Genomic DNA, 21,852 nt, shown 5'->3' with positions numbered 1-21,852 from the left:
AGCATATACCGGCGTATCGGCAATCACTGCTTACTTGCCTTGCAAGCTAGGTCTTGTCGTGCTTCTTTTGGCAGCCTTATGAGCCCTGCTCGACTGTTTCAGACGGCCTCTCACCTCTCTGAAGCTGACGAACTTGCCGCCTGTTTCATCCCATAGACGGAACTTCAGCGATTCGAGACTTTCCTTGATCGTAATCGTCGTTGCTTTATGCAGCGGAGGCGTTGCTTTATGCGCTTCCTCCAAATAATAGTTAGGCACTTTCGGGCTCAAATGATGCACATGATGGTAGCCAATATTGCCGGTCATCCATTGCAGCACCTTCGGCAGCTTGTAGTAAGAGCTTCCGTCCACAGCTGCTTTCACGTAACTCCATTCATCATTATGCTCGAAGTAAGAATCCTCGAATTGATGCTGTACGTAGAACAGCCAAATACCGAGTACCCCTGACAAGTAGAAGATCGGACCTTGTACCAGCAAGAAAGCTTTCCAGCCAATAGCCCAGATTAACAGCGCGTACAGCGCTACGATAAGTATATTCGTCAAATACGTATTCAAACGTTCCTTGCGTTTTGCGCCTTTACGGTTGAAGCGGTATTGCACCATAAACACGCCAATCGGACCTAATCCAAACATGACGAGCGGATGGCGGTATAGACGGTAAGCCAGCTTCGTCCACTTTGACGATGCAGCATATTCGTCCACGGTCAGGATCCACAGATCGCCCACTCCGCGTTTATCGAGATTGCTGCTCGTCGCATGGTGAATCGCATGCGAGTTTTTCCATTGCTGATAAGGAACGAGCGTTAAGACGCCTGTTATCGTACCGATAATATCGTTGGCTCGGCGGCTCTTGAAGAACGACTGATGACAGCAGTCATGGAATATGATGAACGTTCTAATAACAAAGCCGGAAGCGACGATTCCGATTGCAAGCGTAAGCAGGATAGAGATGGACAAACTATAATAAGCAGCGTACCAAAGTAATACTAATGGCACTATCGTGTTAATGAGCTGTCTAATGCTCGATTTCAATTCGGTTTTTTCGTAAGGTGCGACTTCTTTTTTCAAGTTCGCTTGTTTCTGCTCTGTCATGCAAACTCACTCCTCAATATAACGCATGGAAGATACATGAAGTATTTTCAATCTTCCGGCATCCTCAATATTCATTGTAAAGAAAAATCGTCATGTCCTGTAGTCATAAACGTCAAGAGACCTATATGACATTTGTCATATAGAATGACCCCCATTTGTGCGACTCTTGTATGTTTTTCCACATTTACCCTCTTTATAAACATGAATGCGCAATAAAAAAGAGAAACAGTTGCATCGGCCAAAGCCTGCCGCGCAACTGCCTCTCTTCTCTATAGCTAACCCTGGTTCTTGATTAAAATGCCCAATTTCCTTTGCGGAAGATCGGGATGACCGTGCCGTCCTTGTGAATGCCGTCGATATCCATTTCGGCAGAACCGATCATGAAGTCATTATGCGTGATGCTGCTATTGACGCCATTGGCGATCAATTCCTCGGGAGACATCGTTTTGCCTCCTTCGATGTTGAAGGCATAACCGCTGCCAATGGCCAAGTGATTCGATGCATTCTCGTCGAATAACGTGTTGTAGAACAATATATTCGATTCCGAGATCGGCGATTGATGCGGTACAAGCGCCACTTCACCCAAGTAATGAGAGCCTTCGTCGATTTCTACAAGCTTTTGCAAAAATTCATGGCCTTCTTCCGCTTCCGTTCCGACAATGCGCCCATTCTCGAACGTCACCTTGAAACGGTCGATAATGTTGCCTCCGTAGCTAAGCGGCTTTGTGCTCGACACATAACCGTTCACGCCTTCTTTCAAAGGTACCGTGAACACTTCTTCCGTCGGCATGTTAGCCATGAACGGCACGCCTTGCACGTTCGTGCTGCCTGCAGCAACCCAAATATGCTTTTCGGCCAGCTCGATCGTAAGATCCGTTCCTGGCGCCGTATAATGAAGCTTGTGGAAACGATATTCATTCAACTTGTCGCTCTTCGCCGACAACGTTTCATGATGCTCTTCCCATGCTTGCACCGGGTCCTCCGCATGCAGACGAACGGAGTCGAATATCGCGTTCCACAGCAGCTCGACCGCTTCTTGCCCGCCAGCGTTCGGGAACACCTTCGCAGCCCATTCCTTGCCCGCCGCCGCGACAACCGTCCAACTCACTTTGTCGGCTTGGGTTGCTCTGCGGAACTCGCGCAAGCCTTGCCCTGCAGCTTTTTGGAAATTGCCGATCCTTGTTGGGTCGATTCCTTTCAACAGGTCCGGGCTGGATGACACGATGGAAACGAACACCGCTCCGCGTTCGACGAATGAATTACGTTTATCCGTCTCCCATTGCGGATACTCCGTGAATACTTTATCGTCTGCTTTCTCGTATTTGAGTCTGGACAAAGTGTCGTCCGTCCACTCCACATGTACGTTGCCGGCTCCCGCTTCGTAGGCTGCGGCAGCTACGAGTCGAACGAAGGATGCCTGCTCGACAGCTCCGGTAATGAAGACCTCTTGTCCTTGCTGCACGTTAACGCCTGTTTTGACGATCAATTGCGCATATTTTTGTAAGTACTGTTCGAATGCTATAGCCATAGCTGGCACCTCTCCTTTATACAATCGTCTCCTGAAGAGACGACGAGTTTTATCCATTAATCATACCATAACGAAATGACCATTGCTCGTTCAAGCCATGCCTTGCGCTTAACAACAAATATGACAGTATGCTGTCATGTATTCTTTGCTAAACTACAATAACAATAGATCAAATACATGTATAGAGGAGCATCCGAATGAAGCCATTAGAAGGAAAAATAGCAGTCGTTGCAGGCGCGACGCGCGGTGCAGGACGCGGGATTGCCGTAGGTCTAGGGGCTGCAGGGGCAACGGTTTTTTGCACAGGAAGAAGCATGCGGGGAAATCCATCGGACTTAAACAGATCGGAGACGATCGAGGAGACGGCCGAGCTCGTCACTGCGGGCGGCGGCATCGGTGTTCCTGTCCGTGTCGATCATACGAATCCGTCGGAAGTACAAGCGTTTTTCGAACGGATCAAGGAAGAGCACGAGGGACAGCTCGATATTCTCGTCAACAATATTTGGGGCGGCGAGAAGCTGAGCGAATGGGGCAAGCCGTTCTGGGAGCAATCGCTGCCAAACGGACTGCTCATGCAAGAGCGTGCGGTAAAGTCCCATCTCATCACGAGCTACTACGGCGCGCCGCTCATGGTTGCCCGCGGGCAGGGACTCATTATTGAAGTTACAGACGGCATTGACTACCGCTATCGAGGCAATCTGTTCTATAGCTTAGCGAAGATCTCGCCCATCCATCTGGCAGAAGCGATGGCCGAGGAGCTTAAGCCTCACGGTGTAGCTGCAATAGCCATTACGCCCGGCTTCCTTCGTTCCGAGGAAATGCTTGAGCACTTTGGCGTAACGGAGGACAACTGGCAAGATGCCGTCCACCATAGCGACGATCCTAACGCCGTCCATTTCTTACAATCGGAGACGCCGTATTATATCGGGAAGGGCATTGCAGCGCTGGCCGCAAGTACCGATCTAATGTCGCGTTCCGGACTTGTATTCCCGAGCTGGACCATGTCCGATGAATTCGGCATCGTCGACGTCGATGGCAGACGACCGCATTGGGGTAATTACGCCAAGGAGCATGGCTTTCTGTAAGCCATGCTCCCTCAGATAATCATTTAACCATTCACAATCTCCCCGCCGTTAATATGAAGCATCTGACCGGTCACATAGCTGGAATCATCGCATGCCAGGTAGACGTACGCCGCAGCCAGCTCATACGGTTGGCCGGCGCGTCCCATCGGCGTGTCCGAGCCGAAGGTCGACACGGACTGCGGGTCGAACGAAGCCGGAATAAGCGGCGTCCAGATCGGGCCGGGAGCAACGCCGTTGACGCGGATTCCCTGGGCGGCGAGGTTGGCAGCGAGCGCACGGGTGAACGAGACAATTGCTCCTTTGGTCGAGGAGTAATCGATCAACGTCGGATTGCCTTTGTACGCCGTGATCGAAGCTGTATTAATAATAGAGGCCGGCGCTTTCAGATGCGGCATCGCTGCGATCGTCAGATAGAACATGCTGAACACGTTCGTGCGGAACGTTGCATGAAGCTGCTCGGCCGTAATGTCCTCCAGCTTCTTCCTGACATGCTGCTCAGCCGCATTGTTAACGACGATGTCCAGTCTGCCGAGCGTCTCTATCGTTTGCTTCACGACATCCTTGCAGAACATTTCGTCTCCTACATCGCCAGCCAGCAGAAGACACTTCACACCTTCCCGTTCAACAGCTGCTTTCGTCGTCTTCGCATCGTCGTGCTCGTTGAGATACACGATGCAGACGTCGGCGCCTTCCTTCGCGTAAGCAACCGAAACTGCGCGGCCGATTCCACTGTCGCCGCCCGTAATGATTGCGACCTTCCCCTTCAGCTTGCCCGCCGCCTTATATCCTTCCCATTCATAGATCGGCAGCGGGTTCATTTCTGATTCGATGCCCGGCTGTCGATTTTGATTTTGCGGCGGAAACACAGGCGTTTTATTATTGGATGCATTCGTCATCTGTGATCAGCTCCTTATATTTTTGCCATAAAAGATTTCGTCCATCTCGGACTTCAAGCGGCTCGTAATCTCCTCTTGCTCCATTTGCGTCAGCTCGTCCTTCGTGTAGCCGAATAAATAATTGTTCAGATCGAATTGCTTCAGCTTGCACTTCGTATGGAATACGTTCTCCTGATAAATATTGACGTCGATCATATCGTACAGGGAGGCTTCTTCCTTCGGAATATAATTTTGGATCGAATTGATATCGTGATCAATGAACAGCTTATCTCCGTAGATATCTCTCGTGAATCCGCGCACCCGGTAATCGATCGTCATAATGTCCGTATCGAACGAATGGAGCAAGTAGTTGAGCGCCTTAAGAGGTGAGATTTCACCGCAGGTCGATACGTCGATATCTGCTCGAAACGTGCTGATTCCTTCATCCGGATGGTATTCAGGGTACGTATGGACCGTAATATGACTTTTATCGAGCTGCATGACAACCGAATTCGGCAGCGGTCCCGGCGATTCCTCGAACGACTCCGTCGGCACCTCGACAATCGGCCCTTCCGATACGAGCAGCGTTACGCTTGCGCCCTGCGGCACATAATCCTGCTTTGCGGTATTGAGCACATGAGCGCCGATAATATCGGACACGTCATTCAATATTTTCGTCAGCCGCTCCGAATTGTATTGCTCGTCGATATAGGCGATGTAAGACTCTCGCTCTTCTTTCGACCTCGTATAGCAGATATCGTACATATTGAAGCTGAGCGACTTCGTCAGGTTATTGAAGCCATGCAGCTGTATTCGCTGTTCATGCGTTAGCTTCACCTTGATCCCTCCTTTTCCTTCCTAACTACTATTACCCAATAATTAGAGACCGATGCGAATATTGCTTTGTTACACGCAAAAAAACTACGGCGACTCAATTAGGAGCAGTCGGCTAACGGACATAAATGACCCTAATTGCCATTATTCGACCGCCGCTGCATCGTAACGGACACAACAGACGCTAATTGCGCCAATCGAATCGATTCCGCTGCCAAACACACCTGTTAGAGGCTTATTTGTCCGTTAGTACAGTTAAAATCGCAAATCAACCCATAAGAGTCTCTGGTGTCCGTTAGTATCAGCAACCGAGGCTCGGACAGCCGAACTCGGACTTCGCACATGGATCGATAGCTGCAACAATTGGAAGTTTAGTGGGAACCAATCACGTTTTTTTGTTGGTTGGTCAGTCATAGTAAAAAAAGCATCCTGCACCCGGACCAGCCGAGATGCAAAATGCTTCATTCTTCATCGTTACAGCCTCGGATCGATTTCCTTCTCCTTCGCTGTCTCGAACAGCAGCTCAGCTGCCGCTGCTCTATAGCTCTCATTCGCCGTGTTAATATCGGCGAACGGTATCGCGAGCATCCGATTGCCGAGGCGATGCTCATTGAGCGACGTCCTCGCCTTAAGCTGAATGTTCTTCTGCTTCATTAGCTTGCCGTACTTATGAGGAAAACGATAATCGTATCCATAAATGATCGACAAGTATTCTTTATTCCGAACCTTCATATAAGGCAGCGCCCGCTCATCCCGCTCATCCGGTTTGATGACGACACCCTCCATATGTTGCTCTACCGTCAGCTTGGCGAAGTAGCGCTCCGCTGCCTCATAACTCCCCGCCTCAGACAAATCAAGCACAACGAATTCGTCATCCGACAAGAACCGGTACATCTCCGAAGTCGGCCAATCCGGCAGCAGCTCTTCGCCGTTCTGGTAAACGATCTTAAGCATCGCGAACGGTTTATACGATAGCTCGCCCGCTTCGGCATACAATTCAAGCTGCTTCTTGTACGTTTCATAAGCGCCAATATGCTCGTGGAGCGGAACATGCTTCCCTCTCAGATCGGCTACATACTTATAAGATTGGTAGATGTTTGCCCCATACTTCTCGCTAAGCACGTTCTTGGCCAAATGATCCTGATCCTTCTCGAAGCCGCTTTCTTCATAAGCCTGCAGCAGCTTGCCCAATGCTTCGTCGAATCCGCTCCCAGTCAGATGAGCAAGCTCTGTCTCAAGCGCCTTGCCTATCGGCTTGAACTGCCGCTGAATGAGACCGTCGCCAAGCGCCAGCCAAGGAAGCAGCTCTCCGTCAAGCAACAGCAGTTCGATCTCGTTTTTCTCCATATAGGCTCCGAACTTGCCAAGTAAAACCTCATACACCGGTGCCATATCGACCGCATTTATCTTGTATCCATTGCGGCTGACAGCGAAGCACTGCTCAAGCTCTCTGTGCAAATACACATTGCATCTAGAGCCCATATACTTCGGCTGCAGCACGACCTTATGAATGCCGCGATTCGCAAAATAATCCAGTCCGCGCGCAAGAGACTCCAGCTCTCCGGCAGCTTCGTCCTTATCCGCAGGCGACATTGTTCCCGATACAAAGTTAATCTTATTGTTCGAAATGTATCGCAACCTGCGTGAATCCTCATCGCTAAGCTCCTGCAGCGATACTTTGCGTTCCTCCTTGAACAAGAGCGGCAATGGCTCATCCGAAATGACCGCCCCAGCCTTCTGCGTCTTGAAGAAAGGTTTATGCGCCAATATGACTCCTGTTAGCGCATTGCCCTGCACAACGCCAGTATCGATATGGATCTTATTTTTGATACGGAACGACTGCTGCGCCGCAATGTGGCCGAACAGATGATACGGATGGTTGCCTACCGCATCCCGCTTCAAGAATGGCAGTTGCTCTTCGAGCGGCTTGTCGCGGTCAATGCGGAAGTTGCGTTGATGGCGCTCCGAATCGCTATCCAGCTTACCAATATACTTGCTCTCGCAAGGCGCATGCGTCACATAAAACGATGGCGTACGCGTGCCGATCAGTCGATAGAACGACTTCGACAATGAGAACAAATGGTCGAACTTGGCGAGCAGCGACTTATCCTTCGAGAGCGTCTTCGTCGAATCGAAGAAGTGATCCAAGAGCTCCTGCTCCACGCCCTTGATCTCGCCTTTCATGTACTTGCTGACGAAATTCTCATGGTTGCCCATCACGAACAGGAAGTTGTCTTGATTGTCATAGAGAAACTCGATAATGTCTCCCGTTCGACCGCCCTTATCAATCCAATCACCTGCAAGCAGCACTTTCGTATTCCGCGTCTTGTCCGTATGAATAAGCCTATTGCCATCCATCTCGAAACCAAAGCTAACGAGCAGCGCCTTCAACTCATCGACACATTCATGCACGTCGCCAACGACGATGTATTTGCCATCTTGAGGCAACGAGCACGAAATCAATTCATCCTTATTCGTGATGTTAACCTTATAATCCGGATTAGCACCGCCATCCACCGGCGACAAGAAGTCCTTCGCCCTCACTTTATGGATCTTACCATATTGCTCCCTTGCCAGTGAACCGAGCACTTCTTTGCGCAGCCGATTAATATGAGCCGTAATCAGCTTCTTCGAACGCTCTGAGGCGTAATAATCTTCCCGCTTCTTGTAGTCGAACAGGATAACCTCTAGGTTATAATGATTCGCTTTCGCGATTTCCCGAACCTTTTCCCTAAAGTCCTCAGCAAGTCCAGTCGTATCGACAACAACGAATTCCGCGTTCACCGGGAATGATGTCACCATACGCAGCCGCTCGTACAATAGCTGGAACGCTTGAGCGCTTGCCTCAAGCATTACTTGGTCGTACTTATCGTATTCATAACCAAGCAGCTCCTGGCGAATGCCGTCGGAGGACAAATATTGTACGTTCGCCTTCACGCCGCGCGCTGCATCCTCGAAGCCAAGCTGAGGAATAAGAACATGCTTCGCGAACGTCGTTTTGCCGCATTCCGTCGATCCGATCAACATAAATATCGTATGAACCTTCGTCGTTATTTCCACTGTTCTTATTCCCCCCTCTTTCTCAAAATCGCACCTTGCGTCGTCCGCACACCATTCACGCCGTCGCCAATCGCAACGAACTCGCAGGTTACACCTAGCGGTTCGATAATGCGATGCAACCACTGCTCGAACTGGGTGCGTCCCATTTCCCATTTATGATCGTCATGCCGGAAGTCCTCCAGCTCATAATACGTGTTGAAATCCGCGTTAGGCGTCGTCAGCATAAAATGATCGAAGTCCACGCTGCCGCATATTTGTACAATGAGCTCAGCCGCTTCTTCTTCGCTCATATGCTCGATCACCTCGGTCATGACGACATCGACGCGCTCCCCATTATATTGTCCGACAAAATGGTCAATCGACGGGTACGTCGCTATATTGTCAATGTCCTTTGCTTGCGCCTTACGCTGCACGATTTCCAGCAATGGCTCGTTAATATCGATCGCGTAATAGCTGTCTTCGATTTTCGCCGCGAAAGGAATCGCGTAGAAACCTTCACCGCAGCCGACGTCCAAGATCGCTTTGTTGAACGGCAGCACGCCGCCGATGAAGCTTCGCCGCTGCTGCGCCGTACCGCCGAATTCGAAGCTGATCGCATAACGATCCGATTTCTCCAGCTCGGCTTTATACTTCTTGAATCGCTCTCTTGTCGAAAGGAAGTTCCGGGCGAACAGGCTGCGAATGTAGAACGGCGCGTCGATCAATTGGACGCTCTTCATATACTTCACGATCAAATCATCTGAAAGATCGAGATACTCCTCGCCGAACAACGCTAGAAACAAGCAAAGCACGCTGGCGACATGCATCAGATGATGCAGGCTTTTCCCCGTTTTAATCGTAAGTGAATAGCTCTTGTGAGCAAGATGCTCCATTTCGAACGTGAAGCCTTGCATATGTTTATTGAAAAACTCAATATAACGCACAAGATGAATATGAATCATATTGATATGAAGCGTATGCTCATAGCCTTCTACATCCCGCGTATCCTGTGCCTTCAGCGGCGCTGAGAAAAACTCATTGATCGCCGCAAGCGGGAACAGCGGTGTATTGTAACGGGATACGTTTAAGTATTCGAAGTCGTYCTTTGCGTGTTTTTTGAACGAAACCTCATTATCCGCATCCTTGAAGTAAACATGGAACGACGACGGCTCGCTGTACCAGCCGTAGGCGATTCCTTTCCTTACAGCTCGAAGCATCATGCCCGCATTCGGATTTTTCTTAATCACGAACGACAGATCTGGATTGCTCGAGCTCAGTTGTACGATTGCCATCTCTTATTTCCCCTCCTATCTACCATCCACTATCCTTGTTGGCTCTAGCTCCATACTTCCTTCAATACCTGTCGGAACAGATTATCCAGCTTATCGTCCAGCAGCGTCTCCGGCGCTTTATGCGCAGCAGCCGCTTTCTCGAAGTAGGCGAGTTTGCTCTCTATGTATGCGTTGATCACTTTGAGCTGTGGCTCGTAATCGAGCTCGTCTCCGGCTTTCTTGCGCGCAAGCATCTCCTCCACGACAGTACGCAGCTCGCTTCCTTCTTCCATATATGTCCTGACGAGATGTTCGAATTCCATCGGCGGCATCGTTCCTTCGCTGTCTATCCATTCGCAAGCCAGGAGCGGCCTCAGCACGTAAAAATACTTTTTGATTCTGACCTGCTCACCCTGCAAATACTCTCGATAGTTGCCTCTAGCCATATTCAGATAGTGATGCATACAGGATTTCGGCGAAAAAGATAACGGCGAGATCTCTCGAATCCGATTCGCTACCGTACTATTCTCGAAATACGGTATTGGCGACTGCAGCCATTCGAGCAGCGGCGGGTTGGACTTGCGGAATAAACCGAGCGCCTTCTTCATGTCCCAGCCGTTAATGTCCAGCATGTCGCTGATCGGCCGCTCGATGACATCTCTGCCGCTGAATATGGACAAATACCATTCAACCGGCCTCACATAGATGAATCTCACATCATAATCGCTGTCTTTGGAAGGGAAGCCCCAAGCCCGGCTTCCCGATTCGCATGCATATAAGATTCGAACATTTTCCTCCCGCTCTATGTCGCCTAACTGCTGCAAAATTTCATAACGGACTTCGGTCATGAGGGTCACTTCCTCTTCTCTCTTCTATTAATAATCGTTCGTTCTTTACTATACGCCCTTCACCGTTGCAAGCGGCTTGCATTTCGCAACTACGCTGGCGAGCCCCGCGCCTACGACGCTCTCGATAATTTGATCGACGTGCCTTGTAAGCTTGAGGGGACTCATCGATGAGAGACTCCAGCGAGCGCTGGTTGACGACAACCTCATCTTCCTCGCCGACACGCATGGCGGATGCGAACTCATCCACAGTGATGAGCCGCTTCGTCGCGCTGCGCGACCGAATGCGTCCTGCTCCGTGGCAGATGGAATGAAAATTGTTTTTGCCGCCCTCACTGCCAACCATAATATATGAGGACGTTCCCATCGAACCTGGAATGAGTGCCGGATGGCCCGTAGCCGCATAGGGTTGCGGATTGTCCGGATGCCCTGCCGGCAGCGCTCGTGTCGCTCCTTTGCGATGAACGAAATAATTTCCTCCGTCATGCTGCTCCTCGCGTAATTATGCATGAGATCGTATAGCGTGCTCATCTCGAACTTCGAGCCGAATACTTCCTTGCCTGCCTCGCGAATGGCATAGGCTATGAGATGGCGATTGACGACGGCGTAATTCAGCGAGGAATAAAGTAGATTCACATACATCTCGCCAAGCGGGTGGGATAGCGGGGCGTATACGAGCTTCGGATCGGCCGTACCAATGCCTTCGGCCCGCATCATCTTCGCAATATCATTGCTGCAGTACTGGCTAACAGATCCGCCCCAAGCCCGCGAGCCAGAATGGATCATGACGGCAACCTGGCCGTCGAATAGACCCCAACTCTGCGCAATTTCACGGTTTTCTTCCGCAATCTCAATCGCTTGAATCTCCGCGAAGTGATTGCCTCCGCCAAGCGTCCCTAGCTGACGGTGCGAGCGATGCCACACGACCTCAGGAAACCGATTCAGCGCTTCCTCGTCGAAGCTGAACTTGCTGCTCTCGACATGGGTAAGTGAGCTTGCCTTCCGAGGCGTATATGCGTCAGGGACATATTTCTTCGGCAGTCCATGCAATCCCTTCTTCAGCACATGCTCCAGCCGAATATCGGAGAAGTGGCCCCGGGCGTGCTCTTCAGAGGGCAAATACTTATCGATCGCCTTCACCAGCTTGCGCCGCAGCTTAATATCTCGTAATTCATCCTTGTGCATATTCGTCAGATGCACCCGCATGCCGCAGCCAATATCGCTGCCGACAATAGACGGCGACACATACCCGTTCTCGGTTTGCCATACGGCAGTCGTTCCAATACACGTTCCTACTCCGACGTGAACGTCCGGTGTATAGCTCATATAAAATTGATTCGGAATTTGCAAATTGTTGTTCGCCATTTGGAACACTTTGTAATCAAGCGCGGCGAACAATTCGGGTCCGGCATACACATGCACCTGTCCCGCTGGCAGGCTTACCTGCTGATAATACATTTCTTTCATAACTTCTCTAACCCTCTCTGTGACGGAAATGAACGCAAAAAAGCCGCAGACGATACTCATCGTCCACGGCTTCAATACGCCTATGCTTTTGCAACTTCACAAAAAATTTCAATAAGCGCGAAGTATTAGAAAGCAGTCGAGGGCCCCGATGAGGCCGACGACATGGACAAGCTATTAAGCTGTAGCTGATGCTGTAATTCGACAGGTAGATTGTAGCTGAACATAGTGGTCGGCCTCCCTTCAATTGATTCTCATCATAATAAAGCCAGCATTTGGGTTTTGTCAAACTATTTTTAAAATTAACTTGTTCACGCTCGCTTGGTTACCGCGAAACTTTTCTTTTTCCGTTAGAATGCCATCCATCGACCGAGCTCACCATTTGATTTCATAAGAGCAGTCTCAACTACCATTTAATCCTTCAAATCCGCCGGAAACACAAGCCCCAGCTGCTTTCTCGCCTCATCCATGACTTCCATGGCCAGCATGGAAGTTGCGAGCGAATTAATCGCCGATTCCGTCTTGCCGGCCTCGACCAACTCGATAAATTCCTTCGCTTCGTAATACATCGAATTTCCGGAGGTCGGCTGCGACAGGTCTTCCTCTCTGCCGTCGCGGTATTGGATGACGACCTTCTCCGGTTCGCTGATCTTATCGATGAGGATACTGCCGTTCTCTCCCTGAATCTCGGAAGGAAGCGAGGACTGTGTTATTTTCGAATACATAATAACCGCATCCATGTCCGCATACTTCAGCAATAAACTTCCCTCGCCATCAACGCCAGATTCCAACATAACGCCCGTTGCCTTCACCTCATCAGGCTTGCCGAACAGCGCTACAACTTGATAGATGCAATAGATGCCGATATCCATGATAGCGCCATTCGAAAATGCAGGATTAAACGCATTAAGCACCGTGCCCGCCTTATAGGCATCGTATCTGGAGGAGTATTGGCAATAGCTCGCGAAGAAACGGCGCACCGTTCCGATTTTGGACAAATGCTCCCTAATCGCTGCCGTACCCGGCATGAATGTTGACTTCAGCGCCTCCATCAGCAGCACGCCGTTCTCTTTCGCCGCCGTAATCATCTCGCCCAGCTCCTTCGCGTTGGAAGCGATCGGCTTCTCGCACAATACATGAATGCCATGCTTCATACATTCAATCGCATACTGTGCGTGGTACGAGTTCGGACTCGCAATGTACACCGCGTCGATCTCGCCGCTTGCCGCCATGGCAGCTATATCTGTATATGTATTTGGAATTTCGTGCTTGGCAGCGAACTCCTCCGCACGCTCCGCCGTTCGCGAATAAACCGCCGTTAATTGAAATGACGCGACCTCGCGCGCCCCGTCGATAAACCGCTCCGTAATCCAATTCGTTCCGATAACTCCGAATCTAACCATCTAATTCCCATCCTTACTGCGTTTTATTGTGGTTAAAAACTTTTAATCTCAAAAAAACCGTGCACCTAGAAGTATAAATGTTCGTATAATAGGAGTAAAGCTTGCGGCTGCTTAAATACTACAACTCATCGTAACCATAACCAGGAGGCTTGAATATTTGGATAAATACATACTTTTCATCCCGATCTTTATCACTTACATCATCGTGCTTCTCATCTATTTTGGCCAAAATAAACCGAAAGGCAGCATCCTATTCGGGATTACGCTTCCCCCGGAAGCACTAGACGACAAGCAGTTGCTCGATCTGAAAACGTTGTACAATCAGTCGTATACCGTCTACTTTACGATTGCCTTGCTTGCAGTAATTCCATTGTTCGGACTTACCAGTTTCTTCTCCTTGTCGCTTATTTACACGCTAATGTGGCTAGCCGTCTTTCTGTACACATCGAGGCTGCCCTTCATCCGCGTCCATCATGGAGCCGCTATGCTGAAGAGGGAGAAGAAATGGTTCATAGGCGAGCCGCGTACGGTTCGCATCGACGATAAAATTAGCAGCTTAACACAAGCGACCCTATTATCCGCTTACTGGTTCGCCATACCTGTAGCTGTCGCATTAGTGTTCATCATCCTGTCATTCCAACAATCGGACATGCTGCTGCGCATGACGGGAGTAGCGTCCCTAGGCATAACATCCATCTTATTCGCTCTCTCGGCTGCATTTACGAGAATGAAGCCCAAATTGTATAGCGAGAACAAGCTCGTTAACGAGGCAATCCATTCAGCCGGCAGACGGTATTGGTCTATTTTATGGCTGTCCATGGCGATCTTCGAGAGCGGTTGTGCAATTACGGGCTACCTGATATTATCCGAGGGCAGCTCTTCGACTTTTGTATTTTGGCTCATCGGCGTTTTGCTCGTTTCCCTGGTCCCAGTGGCCGGAATACTGTTCGTTCATAACAAGCTCGCCATGCTTACATATGACATCGCCCATACGGATGGTCAAAGCGTCCTGATCGACGACGATCAATATTGGCAGAACGGCTCCACCTATTATAATCCGAACGACCCGTCGGTCATGGTGCCGAAGCGAGTCGGTATCGGAACAACGATCAATATGGCTACTCGGACAGGCAGAAGGATTCAATACGGAACGATTATCGTTTCTTTGGCCATTATCCTTCCACTTAGCGCTTTTGCCATTAAGTCGGACTACACAGGGCCTGTACTGACCATTGAGAATAGCGGACGTATTGCAATTGATTATTCGCCTTACGATTTCGATTTTCCGCTGAATGATGTGGTGGCAATTACGCTTGAGGACACCGTTCCTTCGGGTTTTCGCACGAACGGCATGGCAACCGCTGCTTATGCAAGAGGCAGCTTCACGCTAGACTCACTTGGCAAGACTAAGCTGTACATTTACAAAAACAAACCGCCTTACATCATGATCAAACTGCCTTATACCTATATCATCTACAATGAAAATGACCCTGCCAAGACGCGAGAGCTTTACGCCAGTCTCGTTGAAGCAAGCAAACAAGGATGACCCTCAGGGGTCATCCTTGTTTGCTTCTAATACGGCTATTTCGCACCATAGACGAATTGCTCCACCAGGTCTATCGTCTGCTCTTTAAGCTCACCTGAGTTGTCGAAATAAAGCACTGAACTCGCAGGAATGCTCCATTTCAGCTCCCGCGATGCTAGTGACGTTTGGCTGAAATTTTCCCAGTGCTTAAGCTTGTATTGATCGAGCGGCAAGCCCCGCCTAGCAATTCGCTCATAATGCTGTCGATCATTCTTAAGCTGGACGAACACGACCGAGACCTCGACATCGCTGAGCGTTGCTCCGATCCTCGCGAGCTCCGACTCAATCCACTTTGGATCGTCCGTCTCCTTCGTAAAAGGACCAATCACGAGCGCATCGTTCCCGATCGCCACATTCTCCAGCGCTGCGTCCATCGTAATCCGATAGCCGAGATCACGGCAGAGCGCCTTGTAGGCCGCCGAATCCCGGTCGTCCGGGTCTAATCCTGCTTGCGTCATCAGCGCAACCGCCGCGGGACGCAGCATCGTGTCCATATCGAACAGAGCCGCTCCACGCCTTGCCGCAAGCGCCTTCGCCAGCGTCGTCTTGCCTGCCCCCGCACCGCCTACAAAAAAAACGAGTTTCCTCATCGCATCAATGACACGTTCTACCTCCGTTAGCGCTTAATTGAAATGTAAGCCACAATTCCATTGTAACCTACAGTCGTGATACGAACCTCACGGTTGTTGATCACCATAGTTACCGGCTTAATTGTGCCCTTGTCCTTCCGCTCCTTAAGCTTGTCCATGAAAATCTTGTTGAACTGCTCAGACTTGGACTCGAACATAAAATTGACAAAAGTGTTGTAGATCTTTTCATATCCATTAATTGAATACTTAGAATCTATTGAAATTCCAAAGTCAATGTCCGAAGAACCAAGGCCTACGCTCATCACAGAAGGTTGGAAGTCGTAGATGCCTCGATAATTCTCGTAAGTCATCTTGTCGTAATCTTCCTTGTTTGTGTAATAAGTCTGAACGACGCGGGCATCCTCAAGGTAACTGTCAGATGGAGCAGTTTCCTGGACTGCCTCAAGGGCGTCGAACAGCTTATTAAACTCAGCGTTAGGGAAGACGTAGTACTTCGTATCGCCGCCCGGCATCGCAACCGTAGTGTAGTGCTTACCAGACAGATCCGGTAGGTGAGGTGTGCGATTAGACTTCTTCACGATGCGGTCGACCAGGACGACAGACTCAGCACGGGTGATGTAGCCCTTAGGCTTGAAAGTCTTGTCAGGGTAGCCATTTATGACACCCTTGATGTAAGCCTCGATGACGTGCGTCGTGTATACGATGCTGTTCTTGTCCTTGATGTCGCTCCAAGCCAGGTCAGCAAGCATCTCGTTCTCGTGGTGCTCAGACCAAGCCAGCAGAGACATGACGAGGTAAGCAGCCTTCTCACGGCTCAGGCTCACGTTAAACTTGCCGCCCCAAGCCGGATCGACGCGCTTGAAGAACAGCATGCGCTGAGCTTGGTCGAGGTAGGGGTCAGCCCAGTACTTAGTCGCTGACACGACTTTGTTAGGGTCGAAGTACTCCGTCGTCTCAACCAGGTTGGACTGCATAGGGTAGCTCAACTGGTCGAAGTACTCCATGGACCAAGTCACCTTGCCGTTGGACTGCTTCGTCGTCAGGGAGCGGATCATCATGGTGATGAACTCATCCACGTTGACTCGGTCGTTAGGTCGGAAAGTGCCGTCAGGGTAGCCAGTCACATAGCCAGCTTTAGCTGCCTCAGTTATAACGTCCTTAGCCCAGTGAGTGGCTGGAACATCCTTGAAACTATTAGTAGTAGTTGCAGCAGCAGCGTGAATAGGTGCAGCCACAACCATAATGATGATGCTCATGATAATGATAGCGAATTTCTTCATCTACTTGATCTCCCCAGAACTGTTAAAATCAATCTACTCCTTACCCGTTCGCTTCTCGATGACGATGAAGCAGGTGCTGTCCGGCAACGGCACATGTACGCCGTCTTCCCCGTACAGCTCTACCTTGTCAGCCAGCGCCTCTGTATAGCCCGCCTGCAAGTAATGGCTGCTCGTCACTATTCTAGCGCTGCTTCCTAGCGTAAGTCGGATGAAATCGTGATAGCCATTCGGCGTGAAATACCCGAACTGCTCCTGTACCTCATGCACATAAGCCTCTTCTCCCCAGGTGTATGTATACAGAAACTCCATCGCATCGTTAACCGGCATTCGCACCTCATTATCACCGAGCTTCTCGAATACGATTTTGCGGCCAGCGAAGTCCTTGCTGTATCGCTCCAAGCATGGCATCGCATCCGGCTGAAGGAAACGAAGCTTTCTCGTCATCTCGGGCGGATCGGTCATAATACCGTCGCGAATAATAATACGCCCTCCTTCGGAGAGGACATCATACGCGCTGCGAAGCGCAGCCGCTATCGTGTCGTAATTGAACTTGCTGCCGTTATAAGGGACGTAGGAGTACAGCTCATGAATGATGGATGAGAAAATAACGCTATCTATGCTGCCCGGCTCTACGTAATCCTTCAGGTTCAGCGCATCGCCCTGCATCACTTCCCAGCGGTGGCCGCCAAGCTGCTTCTTCCGGTTCAGCGCTTCTACGACATTGGTAGAAATATCAATGCCAATCGCTTTTTTGTCAGGCAGTCGCTCCTCAATTAGATCAAGCAGCACGCCTCCGCCCGGACCGATATCAATGACACGATCGCCGACGACGTAGTCGAGTATAATTTTTTTGTAATCCGCCGTTTGATTCATGTCGGCTAGGTATACCTCTTCGTTGTGGAAACGGTCGTACTTGTCCCTACGCAGCTCGAACAGATCATACAGCAGCAATACCGCCCGCTCGTACAGCGGCGATTTCTCGGCTTCCACGCAGAAGGCGATCAGCTTTTCCGCAGCAGCGGAAAATTCGAACTCGACAAATATCGTATCCTCAAGCTGTTCCTTCTGACTCAGCCTATGGCTCAAATGCGGATTGCTGTGCGTCATCCGGCCCGATCGAATAGCGTTCCAATCCAGCTCATTCAAATACTTCTCCATCATACGCAGCTTATAGACATTAATTTTTTTCTGGCCGCGGTAGTCATAGTACATGGCATTCATTAGCCGCTCGAAACTAATATGCCGCACATTACCTAAACCTTCATTGCGGGTGGCGATGGCCATCAGCTTCAGAAAGTGCTCCAGCGAGAAATCCTGCAGGGCAGGCTCCGCATACCAAAATGTCTTTTCGCTCAGCGGCTCAAGCAGCTCTTGAAGCCTGTACGCTTGATCCAGCTTATCGTACACATCATCGAACGATTCGCCGCGCTTGATCGACAACGTGCGCATTCTTCGCAGCCGATCACGGGTTTCCTCCACCCTAACTGAGCGCTCGATAACCAGCTCGTGAATGCGCTCCGCCACTTCTGCGCCTACGGCTTCCCATAGCTCGGGTGCTACCGCCCCGATCACGCAATGGTTAAGCTGGAGCAGCACCTGCTCTAGCTCCTCCGCCGTCAGTTGACCGCTATTCACGCTCTCGAGCAGAGCGGCACCCTCGGACTGCGGTATTTCTCCGCGGATTTGCTGACCGATCAGTCCATGGGCTTCAATGAGCAAAGAAATAATCGCAGTCTCGCCACCTAATTGCCCCTCGTTCAGCGAACGCTCGTAGAGCTGGGCTGATCCGACATTATGGACGAAAATATTTATGCCCTCCGACTGCCAGCGCATACGATCCTTGAACGTGCCGCCCTTGGCCGTCTCCGACCAGGCTAGTACCTGCTCAAGCGCGTCCTTCATCCAATAAGAGAGCTTCTTCGCATCCAGAATACGCAAGCTTCTCTCCACATAATCGAGTACCGGATTTGCATTTTTTAACTGATCGAGGGAGCTTATTCGCTCTACGTTAACGATTCTTTCTTCCGCGGACGTGAGGTAATGAAGCCAAGGATGCCGTTCCGGATTGACGGGCTCGCCTTGGCGATAAGCCTGAATGGCTTGAAGCGATTGCAGCATAAGGTGCGTTTCCTCCTCGTTTGCCGTGAATGAATTTATTTCTTCTGTAATTCCCGCCATACCGTCTTATTGCTGTATTGCCTCTCATCGCTGATATCTTTGCCGAACCACTCGGGTGCCTCAAATGCAAGCGCTTCGCTCTCGGACTCGAACTCGATCTCCAGCACCGTAAGCTTAAGCTGATCATAAATGTCGATCTCTACTATGTCACCGTTCCATTCGGCGGTGACGCGGTTTTTCGTAAGAGGAACAGCTTGGAAGGCGTTAACGACTTGCCCATAGATCGATTCCGTAATGCTGTATTCAATCTCCTCGCGCGCTAGCCCATTGCCTTGCTTGAACGTATGCGTGAAGCTTAGCTCCCCCGTAGCCACGTTCGTAATTTTGCGGACGCGCAGCTCCTGATTCACATCGAGCGCCAAATACGTCTGTTCGATCCGCTGCTCGGATACGACTTGGATTTCACCTTGTTGGACCAAGCTATCTACCGTTTCTTGCAGTAAAAATTTACGTTCAATTTCCAATGCCATCTCGTCTCTCTCCTTTTGCTAACTCAATCTTCTTCGCCGAACAACTCTCTTAACATCTTCTCTTTATGATTTAGGAACTGCTTCATGATTATGTAATGCTCCGTCTCCTCCATCGTCGTAAGCGAAATTCCCTCGGGGCTTAGGCTATAAACATAGGAGTCCGGATAGGCCATTAGAATCGGCGAGTGCGTCGAAATGATGAATTGGGAGCGCTGCTGTACGAGCTCATGCATGCGCGAGAGCATGGCCATCTGCCTAAGCGGCGATAAAGCAGCCTCCGGCTCGTCCATGATATAAAGACCGTTCCCGCCGAAGCGGTTAAGAAACGCTGCAAAAAACGACTCGCCATGCGACTGCTGATGGAGCGATTTGCCCCCATACGAGTCAATGACACGACCGCCAAAACCGGGCTGACGGTCCATCTCGTCAATATTTGTCGCCAGATTGTAGTAGCTCTCGGCCCGGAAGAAAAATCCGTCTCTCGGTCGCACAGCCCCTCTCACCGGTCTTATATATTCATGCAGCTCGGAATGTGTCGCTTCCGTGGAGAACGAAAAGTTAATCGTTCCGCCCTCCGGGTTGAATCCGAGTGCAATCGCGATCGCCTCCATCAAGGTAGACTTGCCCATCCCGTTCTCGCCGACGATGTAAGTCACCTTTGGATGAAAGTCGAGCCGTTCCAATTCGCGGATCGCGCTAAGATTGAACGGATACTTGTCGAAGGCAGGTATGAGATCACGAAGCAGACTAACGCTTCTTAGATAAAGTCCCAGTTCGCTTTTTGCCATCAGGCTAGTCCTCCTGCGTCATTTCAGCCTTTTGCCGGCTTTCAATTTCTCAATCGATTTTACGATACGATTCTGTCTCGTTTCCGCCTTCTTGGCATCTTCAATCCACGTAATGTATTCCTTCTTATGCGAGTAGGAAAGAGATTCGAAGACTGAGCGCGCCTGCTCGTCTTCCCCGAGGCCTGCTGCCAAATCATCCGGAACTTCTACATCGCGCGGAGCCGTATCCAGCTCCATCGTCATACGTACGCTCTCACCCGCCTCGGCCTTCACTTGTTCCCGAAGCGTCTTATTGATGACCATATAATGCGAGCCGTTGCCATGAGGCATCAATGAACCTCTATATGGGATGTCGTTAATCGTTCCTTTGACCCTTACCTGTGCTTTCGTTCCGTACAGTTGTTCCACAGAGCAAGGAATTGTGACATACGTCCATGTCCCTACCCCCTCCGGTCTTACGAGTGCAGTCTCAAACTCCTCCATCATGTACTCCTTCCATCCTCGAGCGGTTAATAGGTCTAGCTCTATTGTAGCAACGAATGGCCTAGTTTCACAAACCCTACTCGACTAGTGAAAATAGTTTTAGCAAATGGAACTTATGGCATTTATCACAGCTTATGACATTGCGCTAAAATGATACTATTACGTTAATCGCAACAATAAGTGAATGAGGTGGCTTAATGGACGTTCCTTTGGAACAACGGCTTGAGCAGCTGCGAAATCGTCTGATTCTATTATCGGCTAATAAGGAGCTATGGCAGGATAACGAAATTATCGAGCTGTGTCGGCAAGTCGATCAACTTGTAAGCGAGATCCATAGGAACAGAGGACAATGATGATGCAGGGGACAAAGAACGAACAACGAGATGCAGGGGTAGACGAGGCTTTATTCACAGCGGTTCTTCATAATGACTACTCCAAAGTGAGATTGTTATTGCTTCAAGGTGCTGACGTCAACTATTCCAATGAGATGGGGATCACACCGCTCATAGCCGCCGCACTTCATGAGAATATGCGAATCGTATATGTTCTCATCCAATGCGGGGCAGAGATCGAGTTGCCTGACCGCAACGGAGATACCGCTCTAGACTACGCGACTCGTCATGGAAGAACAGCCATGGCAAGGCTATTGAAACGACTGATTAGCGAACAAAATAACCGCACTTAAATCCATTCCATCTTGTTTTCCCTCTCAAGTAGAATACACAACTCATTATACAACCGAGGCTTATTTGAAAACACAAAAAAAACCTTGAAGCATGAATCGCTCAGGTTTTTGCTAGTAAGCATGAATGCTTACACCTTGAAAACTGAATATGAACGTTTTGAATGAATGTTTTAGCTGTTGCCTACAGGTTGTATGGACCATATAAGCCTTTTAGGATAAGCCCTCGACCGATTAGTATTCGTCAGCTACACACATTGCTGTGCTTCCACCCCGAACCTATCAACCTCGTCGTCTTCAAGGGGTCTTACATACTGGGAAATCTCATCTTGAGGGGGGCTTCACGCTTAGATGCTTTCA

18 protein-coding genes, 1 rRNA gene and 1 pseudogene are annotated in these 21,852 nt (G+C 50.0%); 4 read left to right on the top strand and 16 right to left on the bottom strand.

Annotated features, from left to right (window positions below):
• Positions 1-30: 30 nt before the first annotated feature.
• Positions 31-1,092, bottom strand: a complete 1,062-nt coding sequence (gene desA / locus AC1DF0_RS31075; RefSeq protein ID WP_442052379.1) for a Delta(5) desaturase DesA — start codon at positions 1,090-1,092, stop codon at positions 31-33.
• A 292-nt stretch (positions 1,093-1,384) separates the two neighbouring features.
• Positions 1,385-2,620 carry an aminopeptidase gene (locus AC1DF0_RS31070; protein ID WP_442052380.1) on the bottom strand — a complete coding sequence of 412 codons (1,236 nt, stop codon included), beginning with the start codon at positions 2,618-2,620 and terminating at the stop codon, positions 1,385-1,387.
• Positions 2,621-2,817: 197 nt separating this feature from the next.
• On the opposite strand from AC1DF0_RS31070, the gene AC1DF0_RS31065 reads away from it, so the two are divergent.
• A complete protein-coding gene (locus AC1DF0_RS31065) occupies positions 2,818-3,705 on the top strand; it encodes an SDR family oxidoreductase (protein WP_442052381.1) in 888 nt (295 codons plus the stop codon).
• Positions 3,706-3,728: 23 nt separating this feature from the next.
• Here the strand turns inward: AC1DF0_RS31065 and AC1DF0_RS31060 are convergent, their stop codons facing one another.
• The 7 genes and pseudogenes from AC1DF0_RS31060 to AC1DF0_RS31030 form a co-directional block, all read right to left on the bottom strand.
• Positions 3,729-4,601 (bottom strand): SDR family oxidoreductase, encoded by an 873-nt coding sequence (locus AC1DF0_RS31060; RefSeq protein WP_477577377.1) that lies wholly within the window; start codon positions 4,599-4,601, stop codon positions 3,729-3,731.
• A 6-nt stretch (positions 4,602-4,607) separates the two neighbouring features.
• Complete coding sequence (gene speD / locus AC1DF0_RS31055) at positions 4,608-5,417, bottom strand: adenosylmethionine decarboxylase (RefSeq protein ID WP_442052383.1); 810 nt, start codon at positions 5,415-5,417, stop codon at positions 4,608-4,610.
• Between the two features lie 471 nt (positions 5,418-5,888).
• Positions 5,889-8,474: a metallophosphoesterase gene (locus tag AC1DF0_RS31050; protein WP_477577375.1), complete on the bottom strand. Its 2,586-nt coding sequence runs from the start codon at positions 8,472-8,474 to the stop codon at positions 5,889-5,891.
• A 5-nt stretch (positions 8,475-8,479) separates the two neighbouring features.
• Positions 8,480-9,745, bottom strand: coding sequence for a class I SAM-dependent methyltransferase (locus tag AC1DF0_RS31045; protein WP_477577373.1), 1,266 nt, complete (start codon positions 9,743-9,745; stop codon positions 8,480-8,482).
• A 44-nt stretch (positions 9,746-9,789) separates the two neighbouring features.
• Positions 9,790-10,572, bottom strand: a complete 783-nt coding sequence (locus tag AC1DF0_RS31040; protein WP_442052386.1) for a nucleotidyltransferase domain-containing protein — start codon at positions 10,570-10,572, stop codon at positions 9,790-9,792.
• A 48-nt stretch (positions 10,573-10,620) separates the two neighbouring features.
• Positions 10,621-12,036, bottom strand: a pseudogene (locus AC1DF0_RS31035) (RtcB family protein).
• A gap of 410 nt (positions 12,037-12,446) precedes the next feature.
• Complete coding sequence (locus AC1DF0_RS31030) at positions 12,447-13,436, bottom strand: Gfo/Idh/MocA family protein (protein ID WP_477577371.1); 990 nt, start codon at positions 13,434-13,436, stop codon at positions 12,447-12,449.
• 157 nt (positions 13,437-13,593) lie between these two features.
• Between AC1DF0_RS31030 and AC1DF0_RS31025 the strand changes: the two genes are divergently transcribed.
• Positions 13,594-14,982, top strand: coding sequence for a DUF5808 domain-containing protein (locus AC1DF0_RS31025; protein ID WP_477577369.1), 1,389 nt, complete (start codon positions 13,594-13,596; stop codon positions 14,980-14,982).
• A 35-nt stretch (positions 14,983-15,017) separates the two neighbouring features.
• On the opposite strand, the gene AC1DF0_RS31020 is transcribed toward AC1DF0_RS31025, so the two are convergent.
• From AC1DF0_RS31020 to AC1DF0_RS30995, 6 genes are read right to left on the bottom strand one after another with little or no spacing between them, the layout of a single operon-like run.
• Positions 15,018-15,611 (bottom strand): AAA family ATPase, encoded by a 594-nt coding sequence (locus AC1DF0_RS31020; protein WP_477577367.1) that lies wholly within the window; start codon positions 15,609-15,611, stop codon positions 15,018-15,020.
• Between the two features lie 26 nt (positions 15,612-15,637).
• Entirely contained in the window at positions 15,638-16,891 is a 1,254-nt protein-coding gene (locus AC1DF0_RS31015) for an S-layer homology domain-containing protein (RefSeq protein ID WP_477577365.1), read from the bottom strand.
• A gap of 33 nt (positions 16,892-16,924) precedes the next feature.
• Positions 16,925-19,009, bottom strand: a complete 2,085-nt coding sequence (locus tag AC1DF0_RS31010) for a class I SAM-dependent methyltransferase (protein ID WP_477577363.1) — start codon at positions 19,007-19,009, stop codon at positions 16,925-16,927.
• A gap of 35 nt (positions 19,010-19,044) precedes the next feature.
• Complete coding sequence (locus AC1DF0_RS31005; RefSeq protein ID WP_442052393.1) at positions 19,045-19,539, bottom strand: CYTH domain-containing protein; 495 nt, start codon at positions 19,537-19,539, stop codon at positions 19,045-19,047.
• A gap of 23 nt (positions 19,540-19,562) precedes the next feature.
• Positions 19,563-20,327 carry an AAA family ATPase gene (locus AC1DF0_RS31000; protein WP_475824517.1) on the bottom strand — a complete coding sequence of 255 codons (765 nt, stop codon included), beginning with the start codon at positions 20,325-20,327 and terminating at the stop codon, positions 19,563-19,565.
• A gap of 18 nt (positions 20,328-20,345) precedes the next feature.
• Positions 20,346-20,813, bottom strand: coding sequence for a YdeI/OmpD-associated family protein (locus AC1DF0_RS30995; RefSeq protein ID WP_477577361.1), 468 nt, complete (start codon positions 20,811-20,813; stop codon positions 20,346-20,348).
• A gap of 194 nt (positions 20,814-21,007) precedes the next feature.
• On the opposite strand from AC1DF0_RS30995, the gene AC1DF0_RS30990 reads away from it, so the two are divergent.
• Together AC1DF0_RS30990 and AC1DF0_RS30985 are read left to right on the top strand one after the other, a co-directional pair.
• A complete protein-coding gene (locus tag AC1DF0_RS30990) occupies positions 21,008-21,163 on the top strand; it encodes a hypothetical protein (RefSeq protein WP_442052396.1) in 156 nt (51 codons plus the stop codon).
• Complete coding sequence (locus tag AC1DF0_RS30985; protein WP_477577359.1) at positions 21,160-21,495, top strand: ankyrin repeat domain-containing protein; 336 nt, start codon at positions 21,160-21,162, stop codon at positions 21,493-21,495. The genes AC1DF0_RS30990 and AC1DF0_RS30985 overlap by 4 nt, the downstream gene beginning before the upstream one ends.
• Before the next feature lie 211 nt (positions 21,496-21,706).
• On the opposite strand, the gene AC1DF0_RS30980 is transcribed toward AC1DF0_RS30985, so the two are convergent.
• Positions 21,707-21,852: ribosomal RNA gene (locus AC1DF0_RS30980) — 23S ribosomal RNA — on the bottom strand; the annotation flags it as partial.

This window comes from Paenibacillus sp. 05T425, assembly GCF_056396205.1.
This window is presented reverse-complemented; position numbering and strand designations above follow the sequence as displayed.

Excerpts from the sequence above, each read along its gene's own strand:
- AC1DF0_RS30990 (WP_442052396.1), top strand. The coding sequence starts at position 21,008 with ATGGACGTTCCTTTGGAACAACGGCTTGAGCAGCTGCGAAATCGTCTG.
- AC1DF0_RS30995 (WP_477577361.1), bottom strand. The coding sequence starts at position 20,813 with ATGATGGAGGAGTTTGAGACTGCACTCGTAAGACCGGAGGGGGTAGGG.
- AC1DF0_RS31030 (WP_477577371.1), bottom strand. The coding sequence starts at position 13,436 with ATGGTTAGATTCGGAGTTATCGGAACGAATTGGATTACGGAGCGGTTT.
- AC1DF0_RS31020 (WP_477577367.1), bottom strand. The coding sequence starts at position 15,611 with ATGAGGAAACTCGTTTTTTTTGTAGGCGGTGCGGGGGCAGGCAAGACG.
- AC1DF0_RS31010 (WP_477577363.1), bottom strand. The coding sequence starts at position 19,009 with ATGCTGCAATCGCTTCAAGCCATTCAGGCTTATCGCCAAGGCGAGCCC.
- AC1DF0_RS31005 (WP_442052393.1), bottom strand. The coding sequence starts at position 19,539 with ATGGCATTGGAAATTGAACGTAAATTTTTACTGCAAGAAACGGTAGAT.
- AC1DF0_RS31070 (WP_442052380.1), bottom strand. The coding sequence starts at position 2,620 with ATGGCTATAGCATTCGAACAGTACTTACAAAAATATGCGCAATTGATC.
- AC1DF0_RS31065 (WP_442052381.1), top strand. The coding sequence starts at position 2,818 with ATGAAGCCATTAGAAGGAAAAATAGCAGTCGTTGCAGGCGCGACGCGC.
- AC1DF0_RS31060 (WP_477577377.1), bottom strand. The coding sequence starts at position 4,601 with ATGACGAATGCATCCAATAATAAAACGCCTGTGTTTCCGCCGCAAAAT.
- AC1DF0_RS30985 (WP_477577359.1), top strand. The coding sequence starts at position 21,160 with ATGATGATGCAGGGGACAAAGAACGAACAACGAGATGCAGGGGTAGAC.
- AC1DF0_RS31040 (WP_442052386.1), bottom strand. The coding sequence starts at position 10,572 with ATGACCGAAGTCCGTTATGAAATTTTGCAGCAGTTAGGCGACATAGAG.
- desA (WP_442052379.1), bottom strand. The coding sequence starts at position 1,092 with ATGACAGAGCAGAAACAAGCGAACTTGAAAAAAGAAGTCGCACCTTAC.
- AC1DF0_RS31000 (WP_475824517.1), bottom strand. The coding sequence starts at position 20,327 with ATGGCAAAAAGCGAACTGGGACTTTATCTAAGAAGCGTTAGTCTGCTT.
- AC1DF0_RS31015 (WP_477577365.1), bottom strand. The coding sequence starts at position 16,891 with ATGAAGAAATTCGCTATCATTATCATGAGCATCATCATTATGGTTGTG.